Source organism: Magnetococcus sp. PR-3 (assembly GCF_036689865.1).
Taxonomy (GTDB): domain Bacteria; phylum Pseudomonadota; class Magnetococcia; order Magnetococcales; family Magnetococcaceae; genus Magnetococcus.
In genome coordinates, this window is the sequence record NZ_JBAHUQ010000034.1 from 39,245 (window position 1) to 55,240 (window position 15,996).

At 49.4% G+C, this 15,996-nt stretch carries 12 protein-coding genes; 3 read left to right on the plus strand and 9 right to left on the minus strand.

From position 1 onward, the window contains the following. Positions 1–157: 157 nt before the first annotated feature. On the minus strand, positions 158–778 hold the full coding sequence (locus V5T57_RS16885; RefSeq protein WP_332892428.1) for an L-threonylcarbamoyladenylate synthase: 621 nt from the start codon (positions 776–778) through the stop codon (positions 158–160). Positions 779–930: 152 nt separating this feature from the next. On the opposite strand from V5T57_RS16885, the gene ilvD reads away from it, so the two are divergent. Beyond that, a complete protein-coding gene (gene ilvD, locus V5T57_RS16890) occupies positions 931–2,796 on the plus strand; it encodes a dihydroxy-acid dehydratase (RefSeq protein WP_332892429.1) in 1,866 nt (621 codons plus the stop codon). A gap of 64 nt (positions 2,797–2,860) precedes the next feature. Next, entirely contained in the window at positions 2,861–3,463 is a 603-nt protein-coding gene (locus V5T57_RS16895) for a class I SAM-dependent methyltransferase (protein ID WP_332892430.1), read from the plus strand. On the opposite strand, the gene hypF is transcribed toward V5T57_RS16895, so the two are convergent. Then, positions 3,460–5,721: a carbamoyltransferase HypF gene (gene hypF / locus V5T57_RS16900; protein ID WP_332892431.1), complete on the minus strand. Its 2,262-nt coding sequence runs from the start codon at positions 5,719–5,721 to the stop codon at positions 3,460–3,462. The two genes, V5T57_RS16895 and hypF, sit on opposite strands and share 4 nt — an antisense overlap. A gap of 380 nt (positions 5,722–6,101) precedes the next feature. On the opposite strand from hypF, the gene V5T57_RS16905 reads away from it, so the two are divergent. After that, the gene (locus V5T57_RS16905; protein WP_332892432.1) at positions 6,102–7,436 is read left to right on the plus strand and encodes a diguanylate cyclase; all 1,335 of its coding nucleotides are present in this window, start codon (positions 6,102–6,104) and stop codon (positions 7,434–7,436) included. A 7-nt stretch (positions 7,437–7,443) separates the two neighbouring features. Here the strand turns inward: V5T57_RS16905 and V5T57_RS16910 are convergent, their stop codons facing one another. The 7 genes from V5T57_RS16910 to V5T57_RS16940 all read right to left on the minus strand — a co-directional run bounded on the left by V5T57_RS16910 (position 7,444) and on the right by V5T57_RS16940 (position 15,762). Further along, the gene (locus V5T57_RS16910) at positions 7,444–7,854 is read right to left on the minus strand and encodes a hypothetical protein (protein WP_332892434.1); all 411 of its coding nucleotides are present in this window, start codon (positions 7,852–7,854) and stop codon (positions 7,444–7,446) included. After that, a complete protein-coding gene (cheB, locus tag V5T57_RS16915) occupies positions 7,851–8,969 on the minus strand; it encodes a chemotaxis-specific protein-glutamate methyltransferase CheB (protein WP_332892435.1) in 1,119 nt (372 codons plus the stop codon). The genes V5T57_RS16910 and cheB overlap by 4 nt, the downstream gene beginning before the upstream one ends. A gap of 194 nt (positions 8,970–9,163) precedes the next feature. Further along, positions 9,164–11,560 carry a hybrid sensor histidine kinase/response regulator gene (locus V5T57_RS16920; RefSeq protein ID WP_332892436.1) on the minus strand — a complete coding sequence of 799 codons (2,397 nt, stop codon included), beginning with the start codon at positions 11,558–11,560 and terminating at the stop codon, positions 9,164–9,166. Between the two features lie 64 nt (positions 11,561–11,624). Further along, positions 11,625–13,169 carry a methyl-accepting chemotaxis protein gene (locus V5T57_RS16925; RefSeq protein WP_332892437.1) on the minus strand — a complete coding sequence of 515 codons (1,545 nt, stop codon included), beginning with the start codon at positions 13,167–13,169 and terminating at the stop codon, positions 11,625–11,627. Further along, positions 13,162–13,773 (minus strand): chemotaxis protein CheW, encoded by a 612-nt coding sequence (locus tag V5T57_RS16930; protein ID WP_332892438.1) that lies wholly within the window; start codon positions 13,771–13,773, stop codon positions 13,162–13,164. The genes V5T57_RS16925 and V5T57_RS16930 overlap by 8 nt, the downstream gene beginning before the upstream one ends. Next, positions 13,763–15,250 carry a CheR family methyltransferase gene (locus V5T57_RS16935; protein WP_332892439.1) on the minus strand — a complete coding sequence of 496 codons (1,488 nt, stop codon included), beginning with the start codon at positions 15,248–15,250 and terminating at the stop codon, positions 13,763–13,765. Before V5T57_RS16935 ends, V5T57_RS16930 begins: the two co-directional genes overlap by 11 nt. A 2-nt stretch (positions 15,251–15,252) precedes the next feature. Continuing rightward, positions 15,253–15,762 carry a chemotaxis protein CheW gene (locus V5T57_RS16940; RefSeq protein WP_332892440.1) on the minus strand — a complete coding sequence of 170 codons (510 nt, stop codon included), beginning with the start codon at positions 15,760–15,762 and terminating at the stop codon, positions 15,253–15,255. Positions 15,763–15,996: the final 234 nt, after the last annotated feature.

Sequence of the window (15,996 nt, forward strand, 5' to 3'; positions counted from 1 at the left end):
GTGCACGCTTTCTACCATTAAGCGCATCGTAATTCAAGGAATTAATCGATCCATGGAAGGGGAAAATTGGTAACAAACAGAGGCTCTAAAAGAAATGATGTGCATTTATTGAATGACTACAAAAATAGAATAAACTTCAAACACCTGTAAAAATTGGTTATTTAAAGATTTTTGCGGCCTCACCAGCCCCTTCACGAATCAGCTCAGGCTGTCCGCTGGTCATATCAATAATTGTGGAAGGATGCTCGGGGAGAATACCGCCATCAATAACCAATTCTACCTGATGTTCTAAAGCATCACGAATTAATGAAGGGTCTGTATAGATATCTTCGTAACCTGGAAGCCGAACCGAAGTGGAGAGCAAAGGTTCGCCGACCTCTTCAAGCAGAGCATGGCAAATATTATGATCAGGTACTCGCAAGCCAATGGTTTTACGACGGGGCAAGATTTTTTTGGGGACTTCCCGGGACGCTTCCAACACAAAGGTATAAGGACCGGGTAAAAAACGCTTTAAGAGCCGATAACAGCCATTATCAACCCGGGCATAATTTGAGATATCCGAAAGATCCGCACATAATAGGGTCAGTTGGTGGGTATCTGACAGTTGCTTAATACGAACAATCCGCTCTACCCCTTTACGGTTGCTCATCAGGCAACCCAAGCCATAGGTCGTATCTGTCGGGTAGACAATAACCCCACCCTGCTGCAGGATTTGCGCAGCCTGTTTAACTAAGCGTGCTTGTGGATTTTCAGGATGGATCTTAAAATATTGGCTCATGATACACATAACTCACTGTTGCTGCCGAAACTAAAGAGTGTTGCAGCACCCATTTCAGAAGGGTATTTTCCTTCTGCAGCTGGTACGATTGGGCAACACAAAGCCCCAAAGGACCGGCATCATACACGTAAATGACGAAGAAGGACAACGCAATGCCTCAATACCGCTCCCGAACCTCTACCCATGGTCGCAATATGGCGGGTGCCCGCGCCCTGTGGCGGGCCACCGGCGTCAAGGAAGAGGATTTCGGTAAACCCATCATCGCTGTAGCAAACTCCTTTACCCAATTTGTACCAGGACACGTACACCTGCGGGATGTGGGTAAGATGGTGGCTGAAGAGATTGAGGCCAGTGGTGCGATCGCCAAGGAGTTTAATACCATCGCTGTAGATGATGGTATCGCTATGGGCCATGGCGGAATGCTCTACTCCCTGCCCTCTCGGGATATCATAGCAGACAGTGTCGAGTACATGTGCAATGCCCATACGGCCGATGCCCTGATCTGTATCTCTAACTGTGACAAAATCACCCCCGGCATGTTGATGGCCGCTCTGCGGTTGAATATCCCTGTGGTCTTTGTCTCTGGCGGCCCCATGGAAGCAGGCAAGGTTAAGTTGACGGATGGTACAGCTCGCAAAGTTGACTTGATCGACTCTATGATTGCAGCGGGTGATGATAGCGTGTCTAACGCTGACCTGGAGCGCTATGAGCGTTCCTCTTGCCCAACCTGCGGCTCATGTTCTGGTATGTTTACTGCCAACTCCATGAACTGTTTAACAGAGGCTCTGGGTCTGGCTCTGCCTGGTAACGGTACAACCCTGGCAACCCATACAGCCCGTAAACAGCTCTTTAAAGATGGCGCAAAATATATTGTGGAATTGACCCGTCGTTACTATGTAGAGGGTGATGAGTCTGCACTTCCCCGTAATATTGCAACCATGGCAGCTTTTGAAAATGCCATGGCGTTGGATATCTCCATGGGTGGATCTACCAATACCGTACTACACTTGTTGGCCGCCGCACGTGAAGCGGGTGTTAACTTTACCATGGCCGATATTGATCGCCTTTCCCGTAAAGTCCCTTGCTTATGCAAAGTGGCGCCATCCACCGACAAATACCATGTTGAGGATGTCCACCGTGCAGGTGGTATTTTCTCCATTCTCGGTGAACTGAACCGCATTGGTTTAATGGATGACAGCTGCCCCACAGTGCACGCCCCGACCATGGCAGAAGCCCTAAAGAAAGAGGATATCGTCTCTGAAAAGGTAAGTGAGGCTGCTTTAGAGCGTTGTTATGCCGCACCAGGCGGTATTCCCACCATTGAGCCTTACAGCCAGTCAGCCCGTTGGGAGAGTCTGGATGATGATCGTACAGAAGGTTGTATTCGTAATGGTGAAAATGCCTATTCCAAAGATGGTGGCCTAGCCATTTTATTTGGAAACATTGCAGAAGATGGCTGCATCGTCAAAACAGCGGGTGTGGATGAATCCATTTGGGCTTTCACAGGGCCAGCACGGATTTTCCACAGTCAAGATGAGGCATGTGAAGCCATCTTGGCTGACAAGATTAAAGAAGGCGATGTGGTGTTGATCCGTTATGAAGGACCCAAAGGTGGACCGGGCATGCAGGAAATGCTCTACCCAACCACCTTCCTGAAATCCAAAGGACTGGGTAAAGCCTGCGCTTTAATTACCGATGGGCGTTTTTCTGGCGGAACGTCAGGACTCTCCATTGGCCACTGCTCTCCAGAAGCAGCTGAAGGGGGTAACATCGGCCTGGTGGAAGAGGGAGACCTCATTGAGATCGATATTCCCAACCGCGTCTTGCAGGTGAAGCTCTCTGAAGAAGCCTTAACCACACGACGTGAGGCCATGCTGGCTAAAGGGGAGGATGCCTTCCGTCCTGTTGGTCGGGAACGGGTTGTCTCTAAAGCATTGCAGGCCTATGCAGCTCTCACCACATCTGCTTCTGAGGGAGCTGTTAGAAACCTGGACCAAATACAGCACAAACGCGGCTAAGCCGGATATCGAGCAGGGCCAGGGCCAATAGGTCCTGGCCCTACTTTTATAAAAGGGGAGAGCCATGGATATTGAACACTATTTTCCAGCGACGACCATGCCAGATCCTGAATGGTGGCAGGCTCTGTGGCCCGATCCTTTTGGTATGCTTAAAGCCTTGGGGTTTCGTCCAGGTCAGCGGGTGCTGGATCTCTGTTGTGGAGATGGCTATTTCACCGCTGCTTTGGCGCAACTGGCCATGGCGGAGCTCTATGCGCTGGATATTGACTCTGAGATGATCAAGCAGGCAAAAGCCCGTTTTGCTACCCTCAATCTCTCTAAGTGTCATTGGATTACGGGAGATGCTAGAACGCTGCAAGAGCATATTGAGCAGCCTCTTACCCATGTGCTTATCGCCAATACCTTTCATGGTGTGCCTGAGCCAACGGAACTGAGCCGATCCGTCTATCATGCCTTAGCGGATCAAGGCCAGTTGATTGTGATTAACTGGCATAAAAGAGCTCAAAAGGATACCCCTGTTCTCGGCAAACCCAGGGGGCCAAAATACAGCTTACGTATGACCCCACAAAAAGTTCGTGACATGGTCGAACCTGCGGGATTTCGATGGATGGCAACGGACACCCTTCTTCCGTACCATTACGCCATTCGCTTTGAAAAAATGGTTTAATCCTGTGCTTGAATGGCTGCGAGCTCCACCAACTGACCGTAGGCAAGCCCACCATCATTCATCGGTAGTTGGGTATGCAGCAAAATAGGCATACCCTGTTGCTGTAGCCGCGTAACCACCTGCTCTGTCAAATGACGATTTTGAAAGACGCCACCACTCAGTCCCACCGCTTCAATACGGTGGCGTTTTTGTATGGCCATGGCCTGGGTCACCAGGGCTGCAGCCATTGAGCTATGGAACAGTTGTGCCCGTGCTTTGACTGGGCGGTTGTTATCTAACAGAGCCGCCACCAGAGGTGCCCAGTCACATCGCCATATACCATGGTCATCAAATGAATGGGGAAGTGCGATCACTTCTCCCTCTTCACCACCACAAAGGGCTTCAAGCATAAACGGCCCCTGCCCTTCAAAGCTGGCTTTTTGTACCAAACCAACCAGGGCAGCTGCGGCATCAAACAGACGCCCCACAGCGGTGCTTAAGGGGGCGTTAATATCTTTTTGCCAAGCTTTATGCAGTAATTCTGCTTCTTGAGGCGCCTGGGGATATGCATGCCCCAAGGCCCAGCATAGAGAAGCAGCTGCACGCCAGGGTTCACGACCCACACGGTCCCCCCCTGGTAGCTTAAAGGGTCGCATCGAGCCTTGTCGCTGCCAATGGCCGGGGCCACCAAGAAAAGCCTCCCCACCCCATAGGGTAGCCGGGGACCCCTCGCCAAGTCCTGTTCCGTCCCAGGTGAACATCAACAGGTGATCTCTGCCTCCAACACCATGCTCCCCAGCCAGTGAGGATGCATGGGCATGATGGTGGCCAACAGGCGTGGTTGATTTTCCCCACCCCTTAGCCAGACGCGTGGGGGTATATCCTGGGTGGGCATCGTGCACCACCTGAGCAACTTCTACATCATGGATGGCTGGTAAATCCTGACACACTTGCAGAAAAACCTCTGCACTACGGGGGGATTCCATCTCACCGATATGTGGGGAGAGCACAGCGCGATCTCCCCACCCTAAGGCAATGGCATTTTTCATCTGCCCACCAACCGCCAGAGCTGGTTGTTCAAGGGCCACAGGCAATTTGAGCTCAACAGGCGCCATGCCACGGCCTGGACGCAACATTCGGGGTTTATCCGCAATAATACGCACCAAGCCATCATCTGCAGGGCGAAGTATAGGGCGGTTATGATGTAGAAAACCATCAACCAAAGGAGCCAGCCGTTCAGCAGCATCATCCACTTCGGTCAACACAGGCTCGCCACTGATATTTCCGCTGGTTGCAACAACGGGGGTACCCAGCTGATGTAGAAGCAGATGGTGAAGTGGGCTGTAGGGTAGCATGACGCCCAACTCATCCAACCCTGGTGCCACAGAGGGGGCAAGGCCGTGCTTTGACTTTAAGGAGATTAAGACGATGGGTCGAATCGGGTCCAGCAGGGCAGCATCATGTTGTTGGGTTGCCTGTGTAGCTGCAGATACCTCTGCCAAGCCATTATACCCACGCTGGGGAAACATGACCGCCAAGGGTTTATGTGGGCGTTTTTTACGCTTTCTTAGTGTTTGAACAGCCTGTTCATTGCGGGCATCACACAGAAGGTGATAGCCACCGATCCCCTTAACAGCGATCACTAAGCCCTCTTTCAAGGCATTCACAGCAAGCTGTAGGGCTGAGTCGCCATGAGTTTTATGCGCTTTTTGTTGCCAGGTAAGCTGTGGACCGCAGTGCGGGCATGCTAAGGGTTGCGCATGAAAACGACGGTCCAGTGGGTTGCTGTATTCTTTATGACAAACTGGGCAAAGTGGAAACTTAGCCATGGCAGTATGGGGGCGATCATAAGGCAGTTTTTTAATAATGGTATAGCGTGGGCCACACTGCGTACAGTTGGTAAAAGGATAAAAATATCGGCGTTCTGCTGGGTCGAGCATCTCCGCCAAACAGGCATCACAACAGAATTGATCTGGGGGAAGATAGGCTTTGGCATGGCTGGCTTGACTCGAGACAATCTTAAAACAGTCTATCCCTAAATGAGCTGTTACCGTCACGGAATCCAAGATTGGGCGGGACAGTGGCGGAGCCTGCTCAATGACTTGCTGTTCAAAGCAATCCAATTGGGCCAGGGCCCCTTGGACATGAATTCGGACCAGTCCCCCTTCATTCCGTACCTCTCCAAGCAAGTCTAACGCATGTGCTAAGCGATAGACATGGGGTCGAAACCCAACCCCCTGCACGCGGCCGGTAATGAGCAGACATCGAGCTTGGCTCATACTGGTTCTCCCCTTCCTTAGCATCAATATGACACTATCAACTCTAGGATGACCTTTGTTTATTCAGTATGCGTAAAGCACTATGGGGATGCAAACCACCCCATACTCATAGGTACAAGACTTGAATTAATCATCATTGCTCTGTCATACTCAATATTCAAAATTCATGTTCTGTTATAAATGGTTACGACTTAAAAAAACTGGTGTGATTGTGTCAACTGGATTGAGCCGATGAAAAAAGATTGTGACAGGTATCTGCTTAGCCACAGATTAGCACGGCTCATAACGACGCATCATTTTGAAACCTGTACGGTAACGAAGAGTCAAAAAAGTACACAGGTCGTTCTGCTTGAAGCCCTTGTTAAAGAAAGTAGTCAATCATGCATGCTGGACCCTTACATGTTCTGATTGTTGAAAATTCATCCGTCTATGGAAAAATGGTTGAAAAAATCATGCTCGGCATCGGTTTTTTACCCCATATGTGTCATAGCGCTGCAGAAGCCATCATTTTGATGGAGAGCCAGCAATTTCAACTGATATGTGTCGATATGCATCTGCCTGATAGCACAGGTATCGAGTTGTGCCGTAAGGTGCGGCAACGGCCGGAAAGTCGCATGGTTCCCGTCATTATGCTTACCACAGAAGACAAACGGGAAGTCTGGGAAGAGGCTTTCGACGCAGGGATCACCGAAATATTCACCAAAAGTGGGTTTGAAATACTTGAACGGGAGTTCCAAGCTTTTTTTGATGGCAGCCTTCTCACCCCCATGACAGGTCGTGTTTTGGTTGTTGAAGATAGTGAAACCAGCGCACAATTGATTTTGGAACATCTACGCCGCCTCTCCATTGATGCGGATCATTATACCCGCGCTGAAGAAGCATTAAGTGCCTTTAGAGCTGGTAATTACGATGCTGTTATCACCGATATTTTGCTGGAAGGGACCATGTCAGGCTTGGGTTTGGTTCGTGCTATTCGACGCTGTCCAAAAGATCAAGCACGAATACCAGTTCTGGCTATTTCTGGTATTGATGATCTCGCCCGGCGTATTGAAGTGTTGCGGCAAGGAGCCAATGATTTTATCACCAAACCGATTGTTGGTGAGGAGTTGGCCGTTCGGCTGGCTAATCTGATTACCGCAAAACGGCTATACGATAAAGCCAAAGCCCAGCAGAGGGCGCTCTATGACCAAGCTGTAAAAGATGCACTGACCACGCTGTATAACCGGCATTATGTGATGGAGTTTGTGCCCAAGTTTATTCTAGGGGCTTTACGTCATGAGTCAGATTTAAGTGTCATGGTCGTGGATCTTGACCACTTTAAAACAATCAATGACACCTTGGGCCATGATGCCGGCGATGCCGTTTTAAAAGAAATTGGTAAAACCTTAAAAAGCATGACACGTGGAGAGGACTTTGCCGCTCGCATTGGGGGGGAGGAGTTTTTAGTGGTTTTGATCCACTGCCCACCTCATCAGGCGCGCTTAAAAGCTCAAACCATATTGGAACAGGTTAGGCGTATGCGCTTTGATGACCTTTCAAGCGAGCTATCCATCACGGCAAGTATCGGTGTGACATGTCTCTCTCATGATGGTGAGGACAGTTTTGAAAAGCTATTTAAGAGAGCGGATACATCGGTCTATGCGGCAAAAAATAAGGGGCGAGATCAGGTCGTCTGTGGGTTTCCCCAAGATCGTGATCCTGAGCATTTGACATAATGTTTTGTTACTCCTCAGTACGATCTTGATCAAAGGCTTTTAAGCGTTTATCCAACCGTCGATAATCCAGCGTTTCACCACTTTCCGATAATTGCGGTTCTAAACAGTGGCAGTGAATGGCGGTAATGCCTCTGAGCAGCAGTTCCAGTACTTGCATCCGCAAACGCGGTTGTTTACGGGCCTTTCTGGCCAAGGTTGCCAACTCTCGAGATACCCGTTCTGTATCTGGATCATTTACAATACGGGCTGCGTTGGCAATGCTGTCCAGTTCTTGATGTAATGCATCCCAACGACTCTCACAATCAGGATCTTGAACAGCCTGTGAGAGTGTAGCGGTAAAACTGGTTAAACGGCTTTTACACTCTTGGTGAAAAAGGGACTGAAGCGCCTTAGGATCAATGAGTTGCTTCTGGCTCATGTGAATACCACACTTTTTTGTGCCAACCGCATGGGCTGTGTGACCTCCACCAAGCGACTCCCCATCTTATGAAGTTCTAAAATCTCTTTAACGGCCCCTTGCTGTACAGCACTTCTTGGCATACCGGCCACCACACACGAAGCTTCATCCTGTGCAACCGTCATCGCTAACCGCTCATGCATTACTTTTAAACCCTTCGCGCCATCATCCCCCATACCTGTGAGGATAACGCCAATAGAGAGTGCCCCACACTCCTTGGCCACACTCTTAAACAGTTGATCAACAGCCGGTCGATGTAAGCTCTCCGGTTGCAAAGAAAAACCAACCTGTAGACCCCCATCCAGAGCCCGATGTACCTCAAGATGCATGCCATCTCGCGCAAAGTAGACATGACCCGAACGTAGAGCTTCCCCCTCTTCAGCCAGTTTGACCTTTAAGGCGCTATCTGTATTTAGCCACTGAATTAATCCACCAATAAAACCTGGGGAGATGTGTTGAACCACACAGATAGGTAGAGGAAAGTCTGCAGGAAGGGATTTTAAGAGTGCATGTAGTGCCTGGGGTCCTCCTGTGGAAGCCCCGACAGCCATGACTTCATAAGGTTGGCTGGGAACCCGATAGTGAGGTGTGCAACTTGAGGGTGTTGTTTGGCTTTCTTGCCCCTGATTAGCAGCACTTTGGGGGCGGTGGCGTAGATGGCGAACCACCTTAACTTCTGCCATGGCCCGAACCATCTCAACAATTTCTATGCGGTTATCTTCAAACTTTGGATGCCCAGGACCATGGGGTTTTTCTAGAACAGAGAGCGCACCTGCTTCAATAGCCCGAAAGGTGATCTTGAGCTCTTCATCATCCACACTGGAGCTAATTACCACAATAGGGGTGGGTTGTGTGGACATAATTTCGCGGGTAGCTTCAAAGCCATCCATCACCGGCATACGAATATCCATGGTGATCAGGTCAGGTTTTAAATGGCTAACCATCTCTACACCTTGCTGACCATCAGCGGCAACGCCGACGACCTCCATATCCGGTTCATTATTTAAAATTGCCTTGAGGAGCATGGAGACCACAGCAGAGTCTTCCACGATGAGAATACGCAAGGGTTGGTTCATTTCGACAGACTACCTTCCACAGAATTATTTTGGCGCACGCTCCCCTCTGCGTGTGTTTCAAGAGCTCCCCCTAACACTTGAAACATTACCGATCACTATAGAATATATTGATCATCCCATTATGACAAGTTGTCATAGCTTGTGATGGTCACTTTCTTTTCAGTGCTATAAATATACTTTCCACTTTGATCTAATTATGAGAGATCATGATCCAGCAACTCCCGTACAGTTTGTAGTAAGGTGGCCGTTTCAAAGCTACCTTTTACAATATAGGCATCCGCCCCAGCTTCCATGCCACGTCGTTTATTCTCTTGTGAGTCCAAAGAGGAAACAATAATAACGGGCAGATCGTCATAACGACTATCTTCACGGATGGTCCGCGCAAATTCAAAACCATTCATAATCGGCATCTCAACATCACTGATCACGAGATCATAGCTACCTTCTTGCAAGGTATCCCAACCTTTTTGACCGTTTACAGCGGTGGTCACTTGAAATCCTTTGGCTTCAAGAATGTTCTTCTCTAATGTGCGTGTGGTGATGGAATCATCCACAACCAGAATATGGGGAGGTTTTGCCTCACTCTCTTCCACATAGTGCGTTGGATCACTCAACTGTAGTGGACCTGTTCGGTTTTCAAGGGCCGCATCAACCAGAGAAGCAGAGTCCAACACCACAACAATGTGACCATTGCGGTCCAGGTTGCCGCCTTTGAGGTGGCGAACCGAGCACAGGGGGGCTTGAAAAGGTTTGACAACAATTTCCTGCTCACCCACCACAGCATCCACCGCCACTGCGACCTGATGCCACCCCTTAGAGAGGATAACCACAGGCATAGGATTTAACGAGAGTGCATTAGAGCCTGATATACCAAGTAAATTAGAAAGGCTATACAAAGGCATAGGCCGACCATCCAAGACAACTGCTGGTCCAGCCTCCAGGGTGCGCACGGCATCTCTAGGCACAGAACGAATCCGCTCAACATGAGAGATGGGAAGGGCAAAAACCTCTCCTGCCAATTGAACCAGCAAGCCGCGTTCAGTCGAGAGTGTTAACGGCACTGTCAGGATAAACTGGGTTCCTTCTCCCAGTTGAGTTTTGACTTTTACTTGACCATTAATATGGCGCAGGTTGGCTCTGACGACATCTAAGCCAACGCCTCGCCCTGAGACGGATGTCACCTGATCACGGCTTGAAAAGCCGGGCATAAAGATCAGTTCCGTGACAGCCTCGGCATCCATATTATGGGCATCTTCTGCGGTGATAAGCCTTTCACGAATGGCTTTGGCTTTAATACGGTCCAAATCCAAGCCACGGCCATCATCCTTAAGCACCAATTGAATGGTCCCCCCTTCTGCCAACACCTCCAGCTCAATGGTTCCCTGTTCTGGTTTGCCGGCAGAGAGACGTTCTTGGGGTTTTTCTATGGCGTGGTCCACAGCATTACGCAGCAGATGGGTCAAAGGATCTTTAAGCTGATCAAGAACGGCCCGGTCGAGCTCAATATCATCCCCAATCACTTTAAAGTCGGCACTTTTCTCTAGCTCAAGACATAGATCCCTGCTTGTACGAGCCATAGGGCGGGTCATCGTAGAGAGAGGAACCAGGCGCATCATACGCAAGTTGGCTTGCAAGTTATTGCTCAACAACCCCATGCGTTTTGCCCGCTCATTCACCCCAAAACGCATGCTACGCATTTGCGTTTTAAGTTCACTGATCAGAGAGGGGGCATTTTGCACAAAGTTCTGCCACAACTCCTTATCAGGTAGCGTTTCACCATCATCATCAAAACTTGAGAGACAGGAGATTTGGTGGATTAAATTTAGTGCTGTTCCTTCCAACCCACGTACACCGGCCTGTAAGCCTTCCATCTGAACTTTACTAATTTGAATCTCTTCTGCCAGGCCAATGGCTTCATTAATCTTACTTGCTGCAACCCGTATAACCTCACTAGGTGGTATCACCTTAGCCGTAGTGTCGGTTGCAGGTTTAGCCTGCTCAACAGTCTCTTTGGGCTCTTCTGCTTGCGCTTCTAACGGAGGTTCTGGTTGTAGCTCTTCAACCTTAGCCGCTTCTTGCGCATGCTCACTCTTGGTTTCAACGCTAGGCGGTGCTGACGGTGGCTCAGGAGAAGACGGCTCTACGGTTGAAGGCTCCTCAGCCAGGGGCGTTGTTGTGGCTGTGAAGTCATGCTCTGCCGCCGCCTGAAGTTGATCTAAAAGCGGGGCGATATCTTGAGGAGCAGGCTCACCAGGGCCTAACTGCCCACCAAGTTGACGCATTTGATCCACAGCATCCAAGGCAAGCGTAATCAAGGCTTGATCGGGAATAGCATCGTTCTTCTGCAGAGTACTGAATAGGGATTCCAACCGATGGGATAGATCAGATAACGGTTTGATCTCTACCCCGCGAGCAGCCCCTTTAACATTATGGGCTGCACGAAAAATCAGGTGTATAGTTTCCCGTCGTAAGTCAGCATCTAACCCCTTTTCAAGGGCAAGAAGACCATCCCCCATAATGGCGGTTTGGTCTTCCAACTCCGCACGGAAAGTGGCCAGCAGTTCGTTGAGAAAATCGGCATCCAACTCCATGAGACAGCGACCCGGGCTCTAGAGGAAAGGGAGGAAAAAGTGGGGGAACAGGTCCCCCACCCCATCAACTACGGAAGCGGGATACGGTATCCTGCAAGGTAACCGCCAGACGGTTGAGATCTTCACTGGCACCAGAGGTTTTTTGGGTCGCTTCAACAAATTGACCGGTCACCGAGTTAATCTCATTCATCGCAGTGGACACCTGATCAATCCCCACGGCCTCTTGCCGAACAGCCGCCACAATTTGCTGACTGCTTAAGACCGATTGATGAATAACATCTTTAAGATCCCGAACCACCTCTCCGGTACGCGACATCAGTACCACACCTTGGTCAACATCCTTAACCCCCTCCTCGGTCGCCATAACAGCACGATCTGTGGCGTGTTGGATCTCGGTCAGAATCTTTTGAACCTGGGCCGTCGACTCCTCTGACTGCTCAGCCAGATCTTTTACTTCAGCAGCAACAACCGCAAACCCTTTACCGCTATCTCCCGCTTTAGCGGCTTCAATGGAAGCGTTCAGGGCCAACATTTTAGAGTGTTGAGCAAGCCCAGCGACCACGCCTGTAATCTCACCAATCTGCTGTGTCTGCTTAGACAGTGCTAAAATTGAAGCGGCAATCCCCTCTACCCGTGTGCGGATCGATTGCATGCCCGCAATGTTCTCTTCAACCATATCCAAACCACGGTCACCCACTTCACGGGTACGCTCTGCCGATTTGCCCAGCTCTGTGGCTTTTTCTAGCGTTTGACTGGAGGTGGTGCGGATCTCGACCAAAGTTGAGGTGGTTTCATTAACAGCGGCTGCCTGTTGAGCCGCGCCAGAGGATTGATCTGCCACCGCTTTTTGAACATCTGCCAAGGTCTTATGCATATCACTGCTGGCACCGTTAATCGAACGAGACATTTCAGCAAGACGCTCGGTCATCACATTTAGGTTATTACCTAACTGAGCCAAGTCATCATCCCCCTCAACAGCCAGGTGCTGGGTCAGATCACCGTCGGCAACCAGATCAATAAAGTTGCCGTATTCGTTAACCTTTTGCTCAATCTCTTTCTTTGAGACATTCACATCTCTCAGGCTGTCCATGACGGCATCAATATAACTACCAATGGCCAACTCACTATCTAAAGTAAGAATTTTATCTAATGCGCCAATGGCTTTTTGAATTTTCTTAGGTTTTCCTAAGGCCTTCATAATGATGGGAGAAAATAGCTGACGGTAAAGGCTATAGCCCCCCAAGTACCAACCTGGTTCCAGACCAATTTGGTTGTGCATTTGCCCAATACGCCAACGCCGTAAAAAGTAGTCCCGGCCATATTCACCGTCAAACAGCTGAATAAGATACTCCACCTGGGTTCGTTTTAAGCGCTCCACCGATGAACCCGCACGGGTAATGACCTGCTCGAGCTGAGAGAAGCTACTGATGCGCGAGTAAAAATCATCAACAATATCAACCGCATGTTCTTTTGCAAGAGGACGCAGTTTTTTCAAGATGCTGGCATCTTTGTCGGTAAAGCCCACAAAGCGTTTCATCTGCTCAATATGTTCCAGGTCCAGCTTGGGCTCGGACGCTGGGTGCATAAGGGAATCGGGCATATTAGCCATGAATCGCATCCTCTGAATGGTTCAAATGGTTGATCTGCACCTCTGGCGAGGCCAGCAGTGATCGGGGCGCCAACAAAGTAACGGACCCTAAGTGAATTCCACGGATAAAATCTGTGGAGAGATTTCTAGTTGGAAAAGGTGCTGTCAGCTCATCGCGCATATAGCGAACTTCACTCTCGACACGGCTGACAAGAAGGCCTGCAACCCGCTGTTGATCGTGCTGTACCACAATGATACGGCTATCAGCATGTTGGGTTTGTGGTTCAAGCCCAAATAGAGGGGCTGGATCAACCACCGTGACGAACTCACCCCGACGGTTAATCACACCTGCAATATGGTTAGGCACACCAGGTATGCTACGGACCCCTTTGGTATAAAGGATCTCCTCCAAGGCGTCGAATGGGATGCCGTAGCGTGCATCCTCACCTAAAGAGATCCTTAGGTAGCACTCTTCAACTTTCTGTTCTGCCAAGCCATCATGACGTTCACTCCGTAATAAACGGGCACGCTCTTCCAACACTTTGGCCGAGTCGTTGTCACTGGGCATTCGGGCAAAAGCCTGTCCAGTATAGGTGTGCATCTTATCGTCCTGTTCACTGGACATGATCATTCTCCAGATACTGACTGAGTTGATCCCGGAGCTCCATAATGGTCAAACGCGCAATAGGATCCAACACCATATGAACATCCTGCTCAGCCTTGAGAAGCGTCAACGCCCGATTTAATAACCGCTCTCCAGCCTCAACACGTCCTTGATTGATTTTCAAAAAACCCATGTGATAGTGGCTAAGAAGATGGTTTCGGCTCAGCAGCATGACCTTTCGCAACTCTTCTTCAGCGACTTTTTCATTCCCCTGCTCCATCGCCACCAAACCCAATAAAAAATGGGCCTCTTCATTCAATTCATCCCTATCGACCAATGCTTGTAAGACAGCTTTGGCCTCATCCAACTGTCCCAGGGCTGAAAGTCCTTGTGCCCGTCTCAGTAGAGGGATGTGGTGTTGTGTCTGGATCGGGCTTAGACGTTCAGTCTGCTTTAAAACGGTGTCATAATCCCCCGTACACAAGGATGACATTAACCCATCCAAGTTCGGCGCACTCAACGTCTCACTGGCTGTCTCACGTATCGGCGTAGCTTTGTAGTCACTGGTTTGCGGTCTGGTTTGAACAGGGGGGGTGGGCTTATAAGTATTGGAAGCCTCACTCATACCCAGATTATCTTCCTTAGATTTTTCAAAAAAGAAAGTATCTCCCTCATGACGATAAACCAGGCCAGGTATGTGATTAGGGACATAATCACAGGCTCCAGTAACTAGAATGCCCCCTGGAGCCAAACATCGGGCAAATCGCTCTACAATGCTGTCAACAGTGGGATTATCGAAATAGATAAAAACATTTCGGCAAAGAATAAGATCCTGTTGAGAGGTTCCTTGCAGGACCGAGGGGTATCCGCCCTCAATCAAATTGAGATAATGAAATTTCACACTGGCTTTAAACCGTTGGGTTTGTAGCTGCCAATGGCTTCCATCCGGTAGAAAATGTGTCTGTTTAAGATGATCAGAAACACCACGCATGGCCCAGTCGCTATAACGTCCTTGGCGGGCTCTATCCAGCGCTTCTTTATTGATATCACTGCCTAAAGCGTGTACCTGCCATGCTTCATGTTTGGGTATTAAGCGGTCTAAAACCAACAATAATGTATAGAGCTCTTGGCCATCTGAGCATCCCGCACTCCATATGCGCAAAGTCGGGTTATTTTGCTGGCGTCTTTCATCCAGTAGCGGCAGAAGAAACCTTTGTTCTAGAAATGAGATCTGCTGAGGATCACGGAAGAAATAGCTTTCACCCACCGTAACGCCTGCAACCAGAGATTCCATAATAGGATCATGCCCGGATGCTTGGGCAATGAGTTGGGTCAGGTCATGGTAACTGCTTAGACCAAAGCGATCTAAAGTCTGCTGAATACCTCGTCTAAAAGGCAGGATCTGATGATCGCGCACCGTTATGCCCAGCCGGCTGCGCACCAACTGTGCTAGGGCCCGTTCATCCTCAGCCAATGCCGTGGTCAGAGACTCTTGCACGCTTAAGCCTTCTCTCCAGGCAGAACAAACGCCTCAACAGGTTGCAGGTGAGGTGTCAGCTCCAAACTTTTACCCAGATCCAGCATCATCAAAGGACCTTGGTCATCTTCCAAGAGTTGAGCGATGAGAGGCTCTTGGGCCATGCGATCACTTGAAAGAGGAGAGGGTCTGCACAGGCCAAGAATATCATCAACCAAAAAAGCACCGCACAACTGACCATCCCGACAGAGAATCAGCTGGGTATCTACATGGTAGTGACGGGTTGGTTGAAACCCCATACGCAAACTGAGGTCAATAACAGGTAAGGCTTCATGTCCCACATGCATCATACCAACCAGCCAAGGTGCGCTGTTGGGGGTCGGAACAAGTGCAGGCAAAAAGAGTACACGGTCAACCTGAGTCAACGGCAAAACCAAACGTACAGCGCCAGCTTGAAAAGCTAGCATATTCTGTAGTGTGGCCGGTGCCAAGGGCGCAGGCTCCCCCCGCTGTTGTTCAATAGAATCTGGCATAATACCTCGAAAAGCTTTTCTCAACCGTTGCTAGGGATTATAAGCATGCCAAACATGGAGTTGCTAGGGATTATAAGCATGCCAAACATGGAAACGAAAGCTTTGTTTTTTAGACTCTACACCGGTAGCGTCGGGTGACAAAGCCTGGGATGGTTTACATGAATGGGGAAAAACAGCATCTTTATAGACGCACAACACTTGAGACAAACGGAGTTTATGCTAATATGGTAATTC